The following is a 13,996-nucleotide window of genomic DNA, read 5'->3' on the forward strand; positions in this document are numbered from 1 at the left end:
AGTTTATAAGTATGCATTTCAACGAATCGTTGAGGAGGTGCCCACATGATTATATTAGGAAAAGGTACTGTTATTACTCGCGACGCTGATAGACCTATCATTTATGATGGTGCTATTGCTATCGACGGGACTCAAATTGTTGATATTGGTATATATGATGAATTATGTAAAACGTATGTAAATGCAGAAATCATTGATGCTCATGGTGGCCTAATTATGCCAGGTTTCATTAATGCACATCACCATATTTATTCCGCTCTTGCACGAGGTTTATCATTGCCAGGTCCGGCACCGACTAACTTCGGTGAAATCTTGGAAGGACTTTGGTTCTACTTAGATAATAAATTGACCGCTCCTGATGTAAAAGCAAGTGCATTACTTACGTATTTAGGCTGTATCGAAAATGGTGTAACTACTATTTTTGACCATCACGCAAGTTATGGTGAAGTGCCTAACAGCTTATCCATCATTGCAGATGTAGCTAAACAGTTTGGTGTTCGCTCTTGCTTGTGCTACGAAGTGTCTGACCGTAACGGTGTTGATCAGATGAAAGCCGCTGTTGCAGAAAATGTACGTTTTGGTAAAGAGGCTAAAAAAGATCCATCTAGACTCGCTGCTATGATGGGCTTACATGCATCCTTTACTCTAAGTCCTGAAACATTAGATTATGTGAAAGCACAAAATGAAGACAAGTTAGGATATCACGTTCATGTTGCTGAAGGCCCAGAAGATGTGGCAGATAGTAAAGAAAAATATGGCATGACACCTGTTAGACGCCTCGTAGAGGCAGGTATTTTAGGCCCTAAGAGCATCGCTGGTCACTGTGTACACGTAACTGACGAAGATGTGGCATTATTGAAAAACTCTCAAGCTAAGGTCGTACATAACCCAGAAAGTAACATGGGTAATGCAGTAGGCACGACAGATATCTTAAAACTATTAGATGCAGGGATCACTGTTGGGCTTGGCACAGATGGTTATACAAATGATATGCTCGAATCTTATAAAGTAGCGAATTGTCTCGTGAAACATGAGCAACATAAACCATATGTAGGCTGGGGCGAAGTACCTCATATGCTATTTGAAAACAACCGCAAAATGGCTAATGAATTCTTCGATACTACGGTAGGCATCCTTAAAAAAGGTGCTGCCGCTGACGTAATTGTTCTTGATTACGCAGCACCAACACCACTTGATGAAAACAACATCAATGGTCACTTACTATTCGGTGCTAATGGTATGTATGTGGTAACAACTATTAGTGATGGTGTACCACGCATGATTGATCGTAAATTACAAGGCATTGATAAAGCTGAAGTAATGGACGAAGTTTTAGCAACATCTAAAGGTTTATGGAAACGACTAAACCCATAACGCAAACGCTTTAAAGGAGTGTGACATTATGAGTGACATTATGTATCCGGTAAGTTTCGGAAATTTGATGAACCACATTATGACTGAGTACAAGATGTACAATCGTATTTACAATGTAAATAAAATTCATCGTACGAATCATGATCAACGCTTATCTATCTTTGGTAAATCTATTGAAAATCCTGTAGGCCCAGCAGCTGGCCCTAATACACAGTTGGCACAAAACATTGTGGTATCCTATGTAGCTGGTGCTCGTTGCATCGAATTAAAAACCGTACAAATTATGTATGGTGAAGAATTAGGTATTCCTAGACCTTGTATCTACTCTGTAGACGAAGCATATAACGTAGAGTGGTCTTCTGAATATAGCTGTGATGAAGCTGCTGATGAATATATCAAAGCTTGGTTCGCATTGAAATTAATCTCTAAAGAATTAGGTTTAGGTGATCCAGATGGATTTTTATTCATCATGAGTGTTGGCTATAACTTGGCTGGTATTAAGAGCCCTATGGTTGATAAATTCATCAATACAATGCGAAATGCATCTCAATCTCCTATGTGGGATACATGTAAACAATGGTGTCTTGACCATGTAGATGAATTTGAGCATATTGATGCTGATTATATCAACTCTATCAGTGATGAACTTTGCCAAGCAATTACATTGTCCACAATGCACGGTTGCCCAGCAGAAGAAATCGAATCCATTTGTTCGTACCTTATCAGTGAAAAAGGTCTTCATTTATACTTAAAATGCAACCCTACATTGTTAGGGCCAAAACGCATTAGAGAATTATTGGATAACGCTGGTTTTGAATACATTGACTTTGAAGATCATCAGTTTGAAGTTGACCTTCAATTCGATAAAGCTGTTCCGATGTTAGAGCGTCTTATCGCTCTTGGTGAAAAACACAATAAGATTTTCGGTGTTAAATTGACAAATACATTCCCTGTACAAATTCACAACAATGAATTGCCAGGCGAGCAAATGTATATGTCTGGTAAATCCTTGTTACCTGTAACAATTGGTGTAGCTGAGCTCTTAAGTGCTCAATTCGGCGAACGTTTGCCTATGTCTTATAGCGGTGGTGCTGTAAAACAAAATATCAAAGCTATCTTTGATTGTGGTATTTGGCCTGTAACAGTATGTACAATTCTTCTACAAGGTGAAGGTTACAATACTTTCAAAGGCTTAGCAGACGAAGTGGAATCTACTGATTACAATGCTGCTTTAAAAGTTCATAAAGATCTCATCGCTAAACTTGCTAAAGACATTAGTGAAAATAAAATCTTCAAGAAGAGCGATACAATGAAGAAAAAACGTGAAGCAATGCCATCCTTCCCAGGCACACGTAGTTCTGACTATCACTGCCGCGTAGTGTGTGGTGCTTGTGTTCGCGTATGTCCTAATAGATGTAATGAAGTCGTTACTGTAAATGATGCTAAATTGATCGTCCATGTTGATCAAAGCTGTAATGAGTGTGGTAACTGTGCATGTCATTGCGTAGAACCTTGTCAACCATACAAGGATCGCATTACATTCTTCCACAATGCTGAAGCTTTAGCAGATAGTACAAATGATGGTTTCTACATCAAAGGCACTAGCTGTGGTTATCGCTTCAAAGGTGAAGAAGCAGTATGTGACATCGATGCATTACCTGAAGAATTGAAAGGAGTCGTACATGCCTTCTGTAAAGAGCATGTGTACTATGTATCATGATTATCATACAACAAGGGGACTTGGTCTTAACTGATCGAATCCTTACCGGAGATTTATTAATTGATAGCGACAAAATTGTCGCCATCGATGAACACATTCCTGTTCCAGACGGGGCTAAAGTAATTGATGCAAAAGGTTGCTATGTGTTCCCTGGATTTATTGATCCTCATACACACTTTCAAATGACAAATGCCTTGGCGTCTACTGCAGATGATTTTGATAGTGGTACAAAAGCCGCTATTCTTGGTGGGACAACATCAATTATTAACTTTGCTTCTCCTGAGGAAGGATCCCTTTGTAAAGGTTTAGAAGTTCACAAGGAGCGTGCCTTAGGGCATTGCTCCTGTGACTACAAATTCCATATGGAGCTTGTAGAAATGAATGAAGAGGTATCTCATGAAATACCAAAGGTTGTAGAAGCTGGTGTATCATCCTTTAAAGTGTACTTAGCGTATGGCTTCCGTTTAACAGATCGAGAAATTTATGATGCTATTGAAGCTATAAAACCAACGGGTGCGCTTGTAGGGGCTCACTGTGAAAACGGTGATCTTATCGATGCCTTTGTAGCAGATAAACGTAAACGTGGTGAATTAGATGTAGACAATCATCCACTCACAAGACCGGCCATGATTGAATCGGAAGCGATTAAGCGATTTAGTACAATTGGTGCTGCATTAGAGTATCCCGTGCATATTGTGCATGTAAGTTCTAAAGAAGGCGTAGATGAAGTTCTACGTGAGCGGGCATTAGGACATCAAGTCACTTGTGAAACATGTCCACAGTATTTGGTGCTTGATGAATCACGATATAAATTACCTGATTTTGAAGGGGTTAAATTTGTGATGAGTCCTCCACTTAGAACGATACAAGATCAAATGGCATTGAAGGATGCACTAGTAAATGGTGTTTTTCAAACCATTGGTTCCGACCATTGTAGCTTTACCTTTAATGACCAAAAATTAAAGAGTCGGTATGACTTTACCCGAATTCCTGGAGGTATTCCTGGAGCCGAAGAACGGGGTATCATTGCTTATGATGTGTTGGTTAATCAATGCAATATGAGCGCTGTAGATTTTATGAAATTAGTTAGTGAAAACCCAGCAAAGCTATATGGCATGTATCCCAAGAAGGGTACATTAGCTGTAGGTAGTGATGGGGATATAACAATTGTAGATAAGCATATAGAACATGTGCTTTCAAAAGAGTCCGCCCATACAAAGGCTGACTATATACCTTACGAAGGAATATCTGTAACTGGCAAGGTTCGAGATGTTATCCTTAGAGGTCACCATGTGGTACAAGATGGATCCTTAACAGAATCATATCTTGGTGAATGTATTCCTTAATGAGAGGAGGGCTATATATGTACCGCTTTCAAGTGAATGGCACCCAATATGAGGTTCAAGAGGATCAACGTTTAATTGATTTCTTGCGAGCTGATTTAAAGTTGACGGGCACTAAAGAAGGTTGTAGTGCTGGTGCATGTGGTACGTGTACAGTAATTATAGACGGAAAAAAAGCAAAGGCTTGTGTAAGCAAACTATCTCAATTAGATGGTAAATCAATTGTCACGATTGAAGGTTTATCTGAACGAGAAAAAGCAGTATACACCTATGCTTTTGGTGAATGCGGAGCGGTGCAGTGTGGTTTCTGTATACCAGGTATGATTATTAGTGCAAAAGTATTGATTGACGAAAATAATGACCCTACACCTGACGATGTTAAAAAGGCGATATTAGGTAATATTTGCCGTTGTACAGGCTATGTAAAAATTGAAGAGGGCATTATGTTAGCTGCAAAAATGTTCCGTGAGAACTTACCAGTTCCAGAAAAGGATACAAATGGTAATGTAGGCGCTCGTTTACACCGTGTAGATGCTGAGGAAAAAGCATTAGGTACTGGACAATACTCTGATGATATCTATATGGATGGCATGATTTATGCCAAAGCATTGCGTTCTAAATACCCACGAGCTAGAGTTGATCGTGTTGATGTGTCTAAAGCTCTTGAACATCCAGCATGTGTAACGGCATTGACTGCTAAGGATGTACCATTCAATAAGACTGGTCATTTAGTACCGGATTGGGATGTACTTATCGCCGAAGGTGATATTACACGTTATGTAGGCGATGCAATTGCATTGGTAGCAACTACTGAGAAGAAGTATCTAGATGAAGTATTGGCTTTAGTTGAAGTTGATTATACTGAATTAGAACCTATACTAGATCCATTGGAAGCGCTAAAACCAGATGCTCCTCAATTACATCCAGAGGGAAATGTATTGTCTCGTCAAACGTTATCTCGTGGCGATGTAGATAAGGCTATTGCAGAGGCTGCTTTTGTAGTAACAAATCATTATTCTACGCCTCAAACCGACCATGCATTTATGGAACCAGAATGTGCCGTTGCATATCGTGAGGGAGACGAAATTCATCTGCATTCAGGTAGCCAAAATGTTTATGATGATCGGCGTGAAGTTGCTCGTATGCTTGGCATTCCAAATGAATCTGTAAAGGTTCATAGCATGCTCGTAGGTGGCGGCTTTGGTGGTAAAGAGGATATGACCGTACAGCATCATGCATCTCTCGTAGCTTGGCTTACAGGTAAACCAACTAAGGTTCTATTCTCTCGTCAAGAAAGTCTTAATATCCATACTAAACGTCATGCGATGGAAATGGATATTACAACAGCTTGTGATGCAGAAGGTAATCTGGTAGCAAGTAAGGTAAATATCATTTCTAATTGTGGCGCGTATGCATCTTTAGGTGGTCCTGTACTTCAACGTGCTGGTACTCATTCTTGTGGCCCTTATCACTTTGATAATTTTGCCTTTGATGGTGTATGTGTTTATACAAATACTGTTCCTGGTGGTGCATTCCGTGGGTTCGGCGTAACACAAACTATCTTTGGTCAAGAGCAAAATATTGATGAATTAGCTGCGTTAGTAGGCATGGATCCTTGGGAATTCCGCTATAAAAATGTTGTGCGCCCTGGTGACTCATTACCAAATGGCCAAATTTGTTCCAAAGAAACCGCTTTAGTAGAATGTTTGGAAGCTGTAAAAGATGCATATTATGCCTCTGATCGTACTGGTCTTGCGGTATGTTTGAAAAATAGTGGTATTGGTGTAGGACTACCTGATACGGGTCGCGTTATTTTAGAAGTACGTGATGGTAAAGTTCGTATTCGTACGGGTGCTGCTTGTATTGGTCAAGGCATGGCTACTATGGCAACACAAGTACTTTGTGAAACAACAGGCTTAACGGCGGATAAAGTATTTGTAGAACGTCCTGATACAGTACGCACACCAGATTCTGGTACAACTACTGCATCTCGCCAAACGCTCTTTACCGGTGAAGCAACGCGCAAAGCAAGTCTTCGCTTAAAAGAAATGTTAGATTCTAAAACATTAGAAGAACTGAATGGCGTAGAGATTTATGAAGAGTTCCTCGGTGAAACAGATCCATTTAATTCTGATAAATCGCATCCAAAAAATCACGTTGCCTATGGTTATGGTGCATGTGTAGCAACAATTGGTGAAGACAATAAGGTTGCTAATTTACATGTAGCATACGATGTAGGTCGTGTAGTGAACCCTCAATCCTGTACAGGTCAGGCCGAAGGTGGTGCCATTATGGGAATGGGTTATGCAGTTACAGAAGACTTCCCTTATAAAGAAGGGTATGTAACATCTAAATACGGTACGCTAGGACTTCTTAGAGCTACCCAATGTCCTCCAATTCATGTAAGTCTTATCGAAAAAGGGACACCAGAACAATATGCATACGGAGCTAAAGGTATTGGCGAAATCTCTAGCATTCCGATTGCACCGGCTATTGCAAATGCGTATCGTCGTATCGACGGAGAACCACGTAGGTCCTTGCCGATTAAACATACAGGTTATAAAAAATAGAATATTTGCTTAATGGTAGGGGCTTTTGCCCCTAGCCATCAAGGTTCCCACGTGAAGTCGATGAGATTTCTAAACTCTATCATGTACGATAGTATGACTATATTGTTTAACTAGTAACTAAAACGTAAGATATGAGGTGATTCTTATGAGTAAAGGTGCATCTGGTGTCGACCATGTAGATGGTATGCTGCCAATCCCGCAGTTATTCGCTTATGGTTTACAGCACGTTCTGGCTATGTATGCTGGGGCAGTAGCTGTACCAATTATTATTGCACAAGCTATGCATTTGCCAATTGAAGATTTAATTCGTTTGATTACAGCTGACTTATTTACATGTGGTGTAGCTACATTGATTCAAACATTAGGATTGGGACCAGTTGGCGGGCGTATTCCTCTTATTCAAGGTGTTACATTTGCTTCTGTAGGCCCTATGATTATGATTGGTCAACAGCATGATATCAATACGATTTACGGTGCGATTATCGTAGCTGGTCTCTTTACATTCCTTGTGGCACCATTTTTCAGTCGTTTGATTCGGCTATTCCCACCTGTAGTAACAGGTACTATCATTACTATTATTGGTATCAACTTGATGCCAGTAGCTGTTAACTGGATGGGGGGTGGCGTAGGCAATAAAAACTTTGGCGATCCACTATACATAGCTCTTGGTGTAGCTACATTTGTTCTCGTTATATTAACTTATCGATTTGGTAAAGGTTTCCTTGGTAATTTGGCAATCTTAGTTGGCCTTATTCTCGGTACAGCCTTAGCTATGATTGTTGGTATTACAGATTTTTCAGAGGTAGGACGTTCTCAATGGATTTCTGTTGTAACACCATTCTATTTTGGTCTTCCAACCTTTGACTTTGCTTCTATTGTATCTATGATTATTGTAATGCTCGTAGTTATGGTAGAAACAACTGGTGATAGTATTGCGGTAGGTGAAATTGTAGATAAACCTATTGGTCAAAATGAATTGGCTGCGGTACTTCGCGCGGATGGCTTGTCTACTATTATTGGTGGTATCCTTAATAGTTTTCCGTATACAGCATTTGCTCAAAACGTAGGTCTTATTGCTGTAACACGTGTTAAGAGTCGTTTCGTTGTAGCAGCATCTGGTGTAATTTTAATTTTATTAGGCCTTTTCCCTAAATTAGCCGCTATCGTAGCTTGTATTCCAAATGCTGTACTAGGGGGCGCAGGGATTGCTATGTTCGGCATGATTATCGCCAGTGGGATTCGTTCTCTTGGTAAAGTTAGTTTCGATGGTAACTATAACCTGATGCTAGTTGCCATTAGTATTGGGGTATCCATGATTCCTCTTGCAGCACCTCAATTCTATACACACTTTCCAGCATGGGCTCAAATTCTTTTGAAATCTGGTATCACAGCTGGTAGTATAGTAGCTGTTATTTTAAATGTAATGTTTAATGGTTTTGGTTATAAAACTGTTAACGAACCTAATCGTGCGACTCGTAAATATCGCCACTTCACACGATTCAAAGGTTATCCTAAACATTTCTACCAATAAGATATAGTTAGACGAGTTTACTCTCATGCGATTATATGTATTGTCTCTCACAGTAGAAACCTTGTTAGTATAGGTAAAACATCAATATATATGGTTTCGTTTGTTAAAAAGATCTCACTCTGATTTGGAGTGAGGTCTTTTTTTATGGAATCGTATACTACTTTGGTATATAATTAAATAATATTATTGCAAAGGAGACGCATTATGAAAGACGAGCGATTTATAGTTACATATAGAATAGAAGCGAGTACATATGAAGAAGCAAAATCAATTGCTTGGGCTGTTCAAGTGGAGCAAACTATAGAATTTCCTTATGAGTTTGTAACGGATCCATACATTAAAGAAACTATTACTGGTCGACTAGAATCTCTTGAACCTATAGTAGAAGACTCTCCTTATATCAATGTAGGTGTGATGCCAAATGCTGTAATTGACACCTCTCGTTACTATTTGGCTCGTATTTCATATCACGTAGATACCACGGCCTTAGAGGCTACACAATTTTTAAATGTTGTCTTTGGTAATTCTTCGTTACAGCCACATATTTGGGTAGTAGATATTGAACTATGTCCAACACTTTACGATGTGTTTAAGGGACCACAATTTGGCTTACAAGGAATTCGTCGATTAGTGGAAACCCCGACGCGTCCAATGATTCAAGCCGTTGTAAAGCCGATGGGCACACCGAATGTAGAATTGGCTCGTATGTGTGGCGCTTACACACGTGGTGGTGCAGATGTCATAAAGGATGATCATGGTATTTCTAATCAGTCCTTCTCTCAATATAAAGATCGTGTAAAACGATGTGCTGCTATGGTACAGGAAATGAATGCTGTACATGGTACACATACTTTATATGCTGCAAACGTATCAGGTGATGGTACAGATGTGTTAGAACGCGCTTATTTTGCCAAAGAGGCTGGTGCTACAGCTCTCATGGTGGCTGCAGGTCTCGTTGGTTTCGGTTGGTTACACAAATTAGCTACTGATGAAAACTTACGATTGCCCATTATTCATCATCCAGCTTATTCTGGTGGATTTGTAAGCCCTGGTGTATCTGGAGTAGCTGACTATTTACAACTAGGTTTATTACCTCGTATCTTTGGGGCTGATATGTCAATTTTCGTATCTTATGGTGGACGCTTTACTTTTACAGAGGAACAATGCAAGAGGATTTCCTCTTACATTAAACGACCAATGGGCTTGATGAAGGCGGCTTGCCCTGCACCAGGTGGTGGCGTTACAGATACTCGTCTTAATGAACTTGTTGAGCTGTACGGAAATGATACGATGTTCCTTGTTGGAGGCGATATGTTCCGCAGAGGGCCAGATATTGAGGCTAATATGTCGTATTTTGTAGAGCGTCTGACTAAATTATCTGAAAGAACGTAATAATAGCTTGAATTTAAATGAGTTAATACAATATTTAACTAAATAACTAAGCTATTGACTTTTACAGAAATAATAGATTTATGATTAAGTATATGGAGTGTTTTGATGAGTGAATCCTCACCGTTGGAGGTCCATGTCCTTGCCAGTGGTAGTAAGGGCAATTGTACAGTGATAAAAAAAGGGAACTCCGTCATATTGCATGATGTAGGCATCAGTTGTCGACGCATTGTCAATGGGTTAAAAGAATTACAAATTGATATGGCACAGGTAGAGGGTATATTTGTCAGTCATGAACATAGTGATCACATTGCGGGATTACAACAATTACTAAAACGATTTGATATTCCTGTGTATACGAAGCAAGGCACCTGGCGTGAAATCCAAGATAAGTTAATCGTGCCAAAGAATCGATTAATCGAGCTTACAAAGGGCAGTTTGACGTTGGGGAGTCTAATTGTGGAACCTTTTTCGGTAAGTCATGATGCGGCTGATCCAATTGGTATAAATGTGTTTGCTGGGAACGATAAGGCAACTATTGTCACTGATACAGGCGTGATTTCAGATGATATTTTACGTAGAATTGATGATACGACTCTGTTAGTGCTAGAGGCGAATTATGATCCTCATATGTTGCGATTCGGACCATATCAGCCGTTTTTGAAACAAAGGGTGGCTAGTGATGAAGGTCATTTGAGTAATGAAATGGCTGCGCAAGCACTACTCATGATGAAACGTCCTGATTTTATGCAAGTTATATTGGCCCATCGTTCTGAAAATAATAATAACTCTGTCCTTGTTACCCAAACTATTGGCAAAATGCTTGTTGATGGTGGTGTTCGTATTGGACCTGAAATGAAGTTACAACATGGTCAGCCTAATGAAATTGTGTCCATCCAATCTGTGAAGAGGTAAAAATGAGATTTTATGTAGTCTGTATCGGCAAATTGAAGGATGCTTATTTACGTGAGGGCGTAGCAGAGTTTGTGAAACGCATGCGCCCCTATGGTGGCATTACAATTACAGAGCTGAATGAAAGTAAAATTGGAGATAAGCCGAGTAATGCGGATCGCAAACAAGTCGTTGCAGAAGAAGGAGACCGTTTATTAAAAGCGGTCCCTAAAAATGCGTATACCGTATTACTTGACGTGTATGGCAAACCAATGTCCTCTGAAGAACTCGCTAAGACGGTATCTAAGCTTGAGGTGGATGGTGTTAGCGATATGGCTTTCATTATTGGTGGTGCCTTTGGGGTGAGTGATATATTACGTCAGGCTGTAAATTATAAATTATCTTTTAGCCCTATGACTTTTACTCATCAAATGGTTCGATTGCTACTTGTAGAACAAATTTATCGAGCATCAAAAATCAATCGTAATGAACCTTATCATTGGTAGAAGACGTAGACTTAAAAATTATTTGTATAATACTTTCAGAAAAAAGGAGTTTTATTATACTGTGGCGAATAGTATAATAAAGCAAGATGTATTTGTAAGGAGGAATTCACTATGAAAATCCAAGAAGTAATGAATAAATACCCTGTTACTGTTGGCAAAGATGCGCCGATTTCTGATGTAGCTGATTTATTGGTTAAATATAATTTAACAGCGGTGTCCGTAGTGGATGATGATAATAAGTTGTTAGGTATTATCTCTGAAGGTGATTTACTATATAAAAAAGTACGTCCTCATGTGCCTCATTATGTTAATGTATTAGGCGCTAGCATCTATTACAATGGCATTGGCGAATACAATGCTCAATTCAAAAAATTATTGGCATCTCACGTTCATGAGTTGATGACTGATGAAGTAATTACAACCACACCGGATAAAGATGTAGAAGAAATTGTATCTGTTATGCTTGATCAACATTTGAAAAATGTGCCAGTTGTAGATAAAGAGTATCGTTTGATCGGGATTTTGTCTCGTCGTGACATTATCAAATTGATTGCTAAAGATAACTAATTAGCATAATTATGTAAAATATGTAAAGACCACCCATTTTGGGGTGGTCTTTTAGTGTATATTGAGAAGAATTGCATTGACCTTGCATTTATGTTATTATTAGGAGTGCATAATATACTACAGAAATTTGGGCATATTGCCCTTCGAGGAGGACATATTTTAAATGAAAGCAACTGTAAATCCTGTTGATCAACACGTAGTAACGTTAACTATTGAAGTACCTGCAGCAGAAGTAGATAAGGGCATTAAACAAGCTGTAAAACGCATTGCAGGTCAAGTGAACATCCCTGGCTTCCGTAAAGGACATGCGCCTCGCCGTATTTTGGAAATGAACTTCGGCAAAGAAGCTATCTTGGAAGAAGCATTTGAAGTATTGGCTAGCCAAAACTATAGTGCTGCACTTCGTGAAAATGATATTGTGCCTGTATCTGAACCTGAAATCAAACGAGAACAATTCGAAGAAGGCAAAGATTTGATTTTCAAAGCTACTGTAACTAAACGCCCTGAAGTTAAACTTGGCGATTACAAAGGCTTAGAAGCAGAAAAACAAGATGCTACAGTATCTGATGAACAAATCGAAGAACAGTTGAACAATATTCGTGAACAACAAGCAAAAATGGTTGTTGCTGAAGAAGGCGCTACAATTCAAAAAGATGACTTCGCAGTAATCGACTTTGCTGGTTCCGTTGATGGTAAACCTTTTGATGGTGGTGAAGGTAAATCCTACCCATTACAAATCGGTTCTGGTAGCTTCATTCCTGGCTTCGAAGATCAATTAATTGGCGCTAAAGCTGGTGATGATGTAACTGTAAAAGTAACATTCCCTGAAGACTACTTCGTAGCAGAACTTGCTGGTAAAGAAGCAGAATTCAAAACTCATATCCATGATATTAAACGTAAAGAATTGCCTGAATTGAATGATGAATTTGCAAAAGAAGCAAGCTCTTACGAAACTATTGAAGAATTGAAAAAAGATCTTCGCACTAAAATGGAGGAAGAAGCTTCCCGTCGTGCAATCGATACTTACAATGCTGACTTGATTCAAACAGCTGTTAAAAATGCAACTGTAGAAATCCCAGAAGTAATGATTAAAGATCGCGTAGAACAAATGATTCAAGAATTGGCTATGAATATGGAAGGCCGTGGCTTGAAACTTGATGACTACTTGAAATTCTCCAATAAAACTATCGAAGATTTACGCTCTGAATACAAAGATTCCGCAGCTGAAAACGTACGCGCTGATTTAGTATTGGATGCTATTGCAACTGCTGAAGGTATCGAAGTAACTCCAGATGATATGAACCGTGAAATCTTCATTATGGCTCAAAACTTTGGGGCAGATCCTAAAGAAGTTTGGGATATTATTGCAAAAGAAGGTCGTGTAGCTATGTTGGCAGGCTCTGTAGCTCGCAAAAAAGCAGCTCGATTCATTATTGATAATGCAAAAGGCGCTGAAGCGGCTGAATAATAGTTTGCTCAACTAGGTACATGAAAAGGTGATTATATGTATGTACCAATCGTAGTTGAACAAGGTGAACGCGGAGAGCGTTCCTATGATATTTACTCTCGCTTGTTAAAGGATCGCATTATTTTCCTTGGTGGCCCCATCGATGATAATGTGGCAAATGCGGTTATTGCGCAAATGTTATTCCTAGAAGCAGAGGATCCTGATAAGGATATCCATTTGTACATCAATAGCCCTGGCGGTGTTGTAACTGCCGGCATGGCTATTTATGATACGATGCAATATATCAAACCAGATGTGTCTACTATTTGTGTAGGCTCTGCAGCGAGCATGGGTGCTGTGCTTTTAACAGCTGGCACTAAAGGTAAACGATATGCGTTGCCTCATGCGCGCATCATGATTCACCAACCATTAGGCGGTGTGCAAGGGCAAGCATCTGAAATTGAAATCCATGCCCGTGAGATTCTTCGCATGCGTGAAGAGTTAAATGGTATCTTAGCTTCTCGCAGTGGACAAGATATTGAAGTAGTAGCTCGCGATACAGATCGCGATAACTTCATGAGTGCTCAGGATGCCGTTGAATACGGCTTAATCGATGAGGTACTCACAAGAGAACCTGTAGAAAGCAAGTAATGGAGGC

11 protein-coding genes are annotated in these 13,996 nt (G+C 39.5%); all 11 read left to right on the top strand.

Annotated features, from left to right (window positions below):
- Positions 1-45 precede the first annotated feature (45 nt).
- The 11 genes from ssnA to clpP all read left to right on the top strand — a co-directional run bounded on the left by ssnA (position 46) and on the right by clpP (position 13,989).
- On the top strand, positions 46-1,374 hold the full coding sequence (gene ssnA / locus ACLRYO_RS00540; protein ID WP_101928838.1) for a putative aminohydrolase SsnA: 1,329 nt from the start codon (positions 46-48) through the stop codon (positions 1,372-1,374).
- 28 nt (positions 1,375-1,402) lie between these two features.
- Entirely contained in the window at positions 1,403-3,094 is a 1,692-nt protein-coding gene (locus ACLRYO_RS00545; RefSeq protein WP_278618198.1) for a selenate reductase, read from the top strand.
- A complete protein-coding gene (hydA, locus tag ACLRYO_RS00550) occupies positions 3,091-4,440 on the top strand; it encodes a dihydropyrimidinase (RefSeq protein ID WP_004698618.1) in 1,350 nt (449 codons plus the stop codon). Before ACLRYO_RS00545 ends, hydA begins: the two co-directional genes overlap by 4 nt.
- 17 nt (positions 4,441-4,457) lie before the next feature.
- Positions 4,458-7,007 carry a selenium-dependent xanthine dehydrogenase gene (xdh, locus tag ACLRYO_RS00555; RefSeq protein WP_101928840.1) on the top strand — a complete coding sequence of 850 codons (2,550 nt, stop codon included), beginning with the start codon at positions 4,458-4,460 and terminating at the stop codon, positions 7,005-7,007.
- 145 nt (positions 7,008-7,152) lie between these two features.
- Positions 7,153-8,538, top strand: coding sequence for a nucleobase:cation symporter-2 family protein (locus ACLRYO_RS00560; protein WP_413084610.1), 1,386 nt, complete (start codon positions 7,153-7,155; stop codon positions 8,536-8,538).
- A gap of 204 nt (positions 8,539-8,742) precedes the next feature.
- Positions 8,743-9,930, top strand: coding sequence for a RuBisCO large subunit C-terminal-like domain-containing protein (locus ACLRYO_RS00565; RefSeq protein WP_278457637.1), 1,188 nt, complete (start codon positions 8,743-8,745; stop codon positions 9,928-9,930).
- Between the two features lie 105 nt (positions 9,931-10,035).
- The gene (locus tag ACLRYO_RS00570; RefSeq protein ID WP_008714316.1) at positions 10,036-10,842 is read left to right on the top strand and encodes an MBL fold metallo-hydrolase; all 807 of its coding nucleotides are present in this window, start codon (positions 10,036-10,038) and stop codon (positions 10,840-10,842) included.
- 2 nt (positions 10,843-10,844) lie between these two features.
- Positions 10,845-11,324, top strand: a complete 480-nt coding sequence (rlmH, locus tag ACLRYO_RS00575) for a 23S rRNA (pseudouridine(1915)-N(3))-methyltransferase RlmH (protein WP_008714315.1) — start codon at positions 10,845-10,847, stop codon at positions 11,322-11,324.
- Between the two features lie 111 nt (positions 11,325-11,435).
- Positions 11,436-11,891: a CBS domain-containing protein gene (locus ACLRYO_RS00580; protein ID WP_004696521.1), complete on the top strand. Its 456-nt coding sequence runs from the start codon at positions 11,436-11,438 to the stop codon at positions 11,889-11,891.
- Between the two features lie 163 nt (positions 11,892-12,054).
- On the top strand, positions 12,055-13,359 hold the full coding sequence (tig, locus tag ACLRYO_RS00585) for a trigger factor (protein WP_278618193.1): 1,305 nt from the start codon (positions 12,055-12,057) through the stop codon (positions 13,357-13,359).
- 36 nt (positions 13,360-13,395) lie between these two features.
- Positions 13,396-13,989, top strand: a complete 594-nt coding sequence (clpP, locus tag ACLRYO_RS00590) for an ATP-dependent Clp endopeptidase proteolytic subunit ClpP (protein ID WP_004696517.1) — start codon at positions 13,396-13,398, stop codon at positions 13,987-13,989.
- Positions 13,990-13,996: the final 7 nt, after the last annotated feature.

The sequence above is a fragment of the Veillonella parvula genome, from assembly GCF_047241225.1.
GTDB lineage: Bacteria > Bacillota > Negativicutes > Veillonellales > Veillonellaceae > Veillonella > Veillonella parvula_O.

Excerpts from the sequence above, each read along its gene's own strand:
- ssnA (WP_101928838.1), top strand. The coding sequence starts at position 46 with ATGATTATATTAGGAAAAGGTACTGTTATTACTCGCGACGCTGATAGA.
- ACLRYO_RS00545 (WP_278618198.1), top strand. The coding sequence starts at position 1,403 with ATGAGTGACATTATGTATCCGGTAAGTTTCGGAAATTTGATGAACCAC.
- hydA (WP_004698618.1), top strand. The coding sequence starts at position 3,091 with ATGATTATCATACAACAAGGGGACTTGGTCTTAACTGATCGAATCCTT.
- xdh (WP_101928840.1), top strand. The coding sequence starts at position 4,458 with ATGTACCGCTTTCAAGTGAATGGCACCCAATATGAGGTTCAAGAGGAT.
- ACLRYO_RS00560 (WP_413084610.1), top strand. The coding sequence starts at position 7,153 with ATGAGTAAAGGTGCATCTGGTGTCGACCATGTAGATGGTATGCTGCCA.
- ACLRYO_RS00565 (WP_278457637.1), top strand. The coding sequence starts at position 8,743 with ATGAAAGACGAGCGATTTATAGTTACATATAGAATAGAAGCGAGTACA.
- ACLRYO_RS00570 (WP_008714316.1), top strand. The coding sequence starts at position 10,036 with ATGAGTGAATCCTCACCGTTGGAGGTCCATGTCCTTGCCAGTGGTAGT.
- rlmH (WP_008714315.1), top strand. The coding sequence starts at position 10,845 with ATGAGATTTTATGTAGTCTGTATCGGCAAATTGAAGGATGCTTATTTA.
- ACLRYO_RS00580 (WP_004696521.1), top strand. The coding sequence starts at position 11,436 with ATGAAAATCCAAGAAGTAATGAATAAATACCCTGTTACTGTTGGCAAA.
- tig (WP_278618193.1), top strand. The coding sequence starts at position 12,055 with ATGAAAGCAACTGTAAATCCTGTTGATCAACACGTAGTAACGTTAACT.
- clpP (WP_004696517.1), top strand. The coding sequence starts at position 13,396 with ATGTATGTACCAATCGTAGTTGAACAAGGTGAACGCGGAGAGCGTTCC.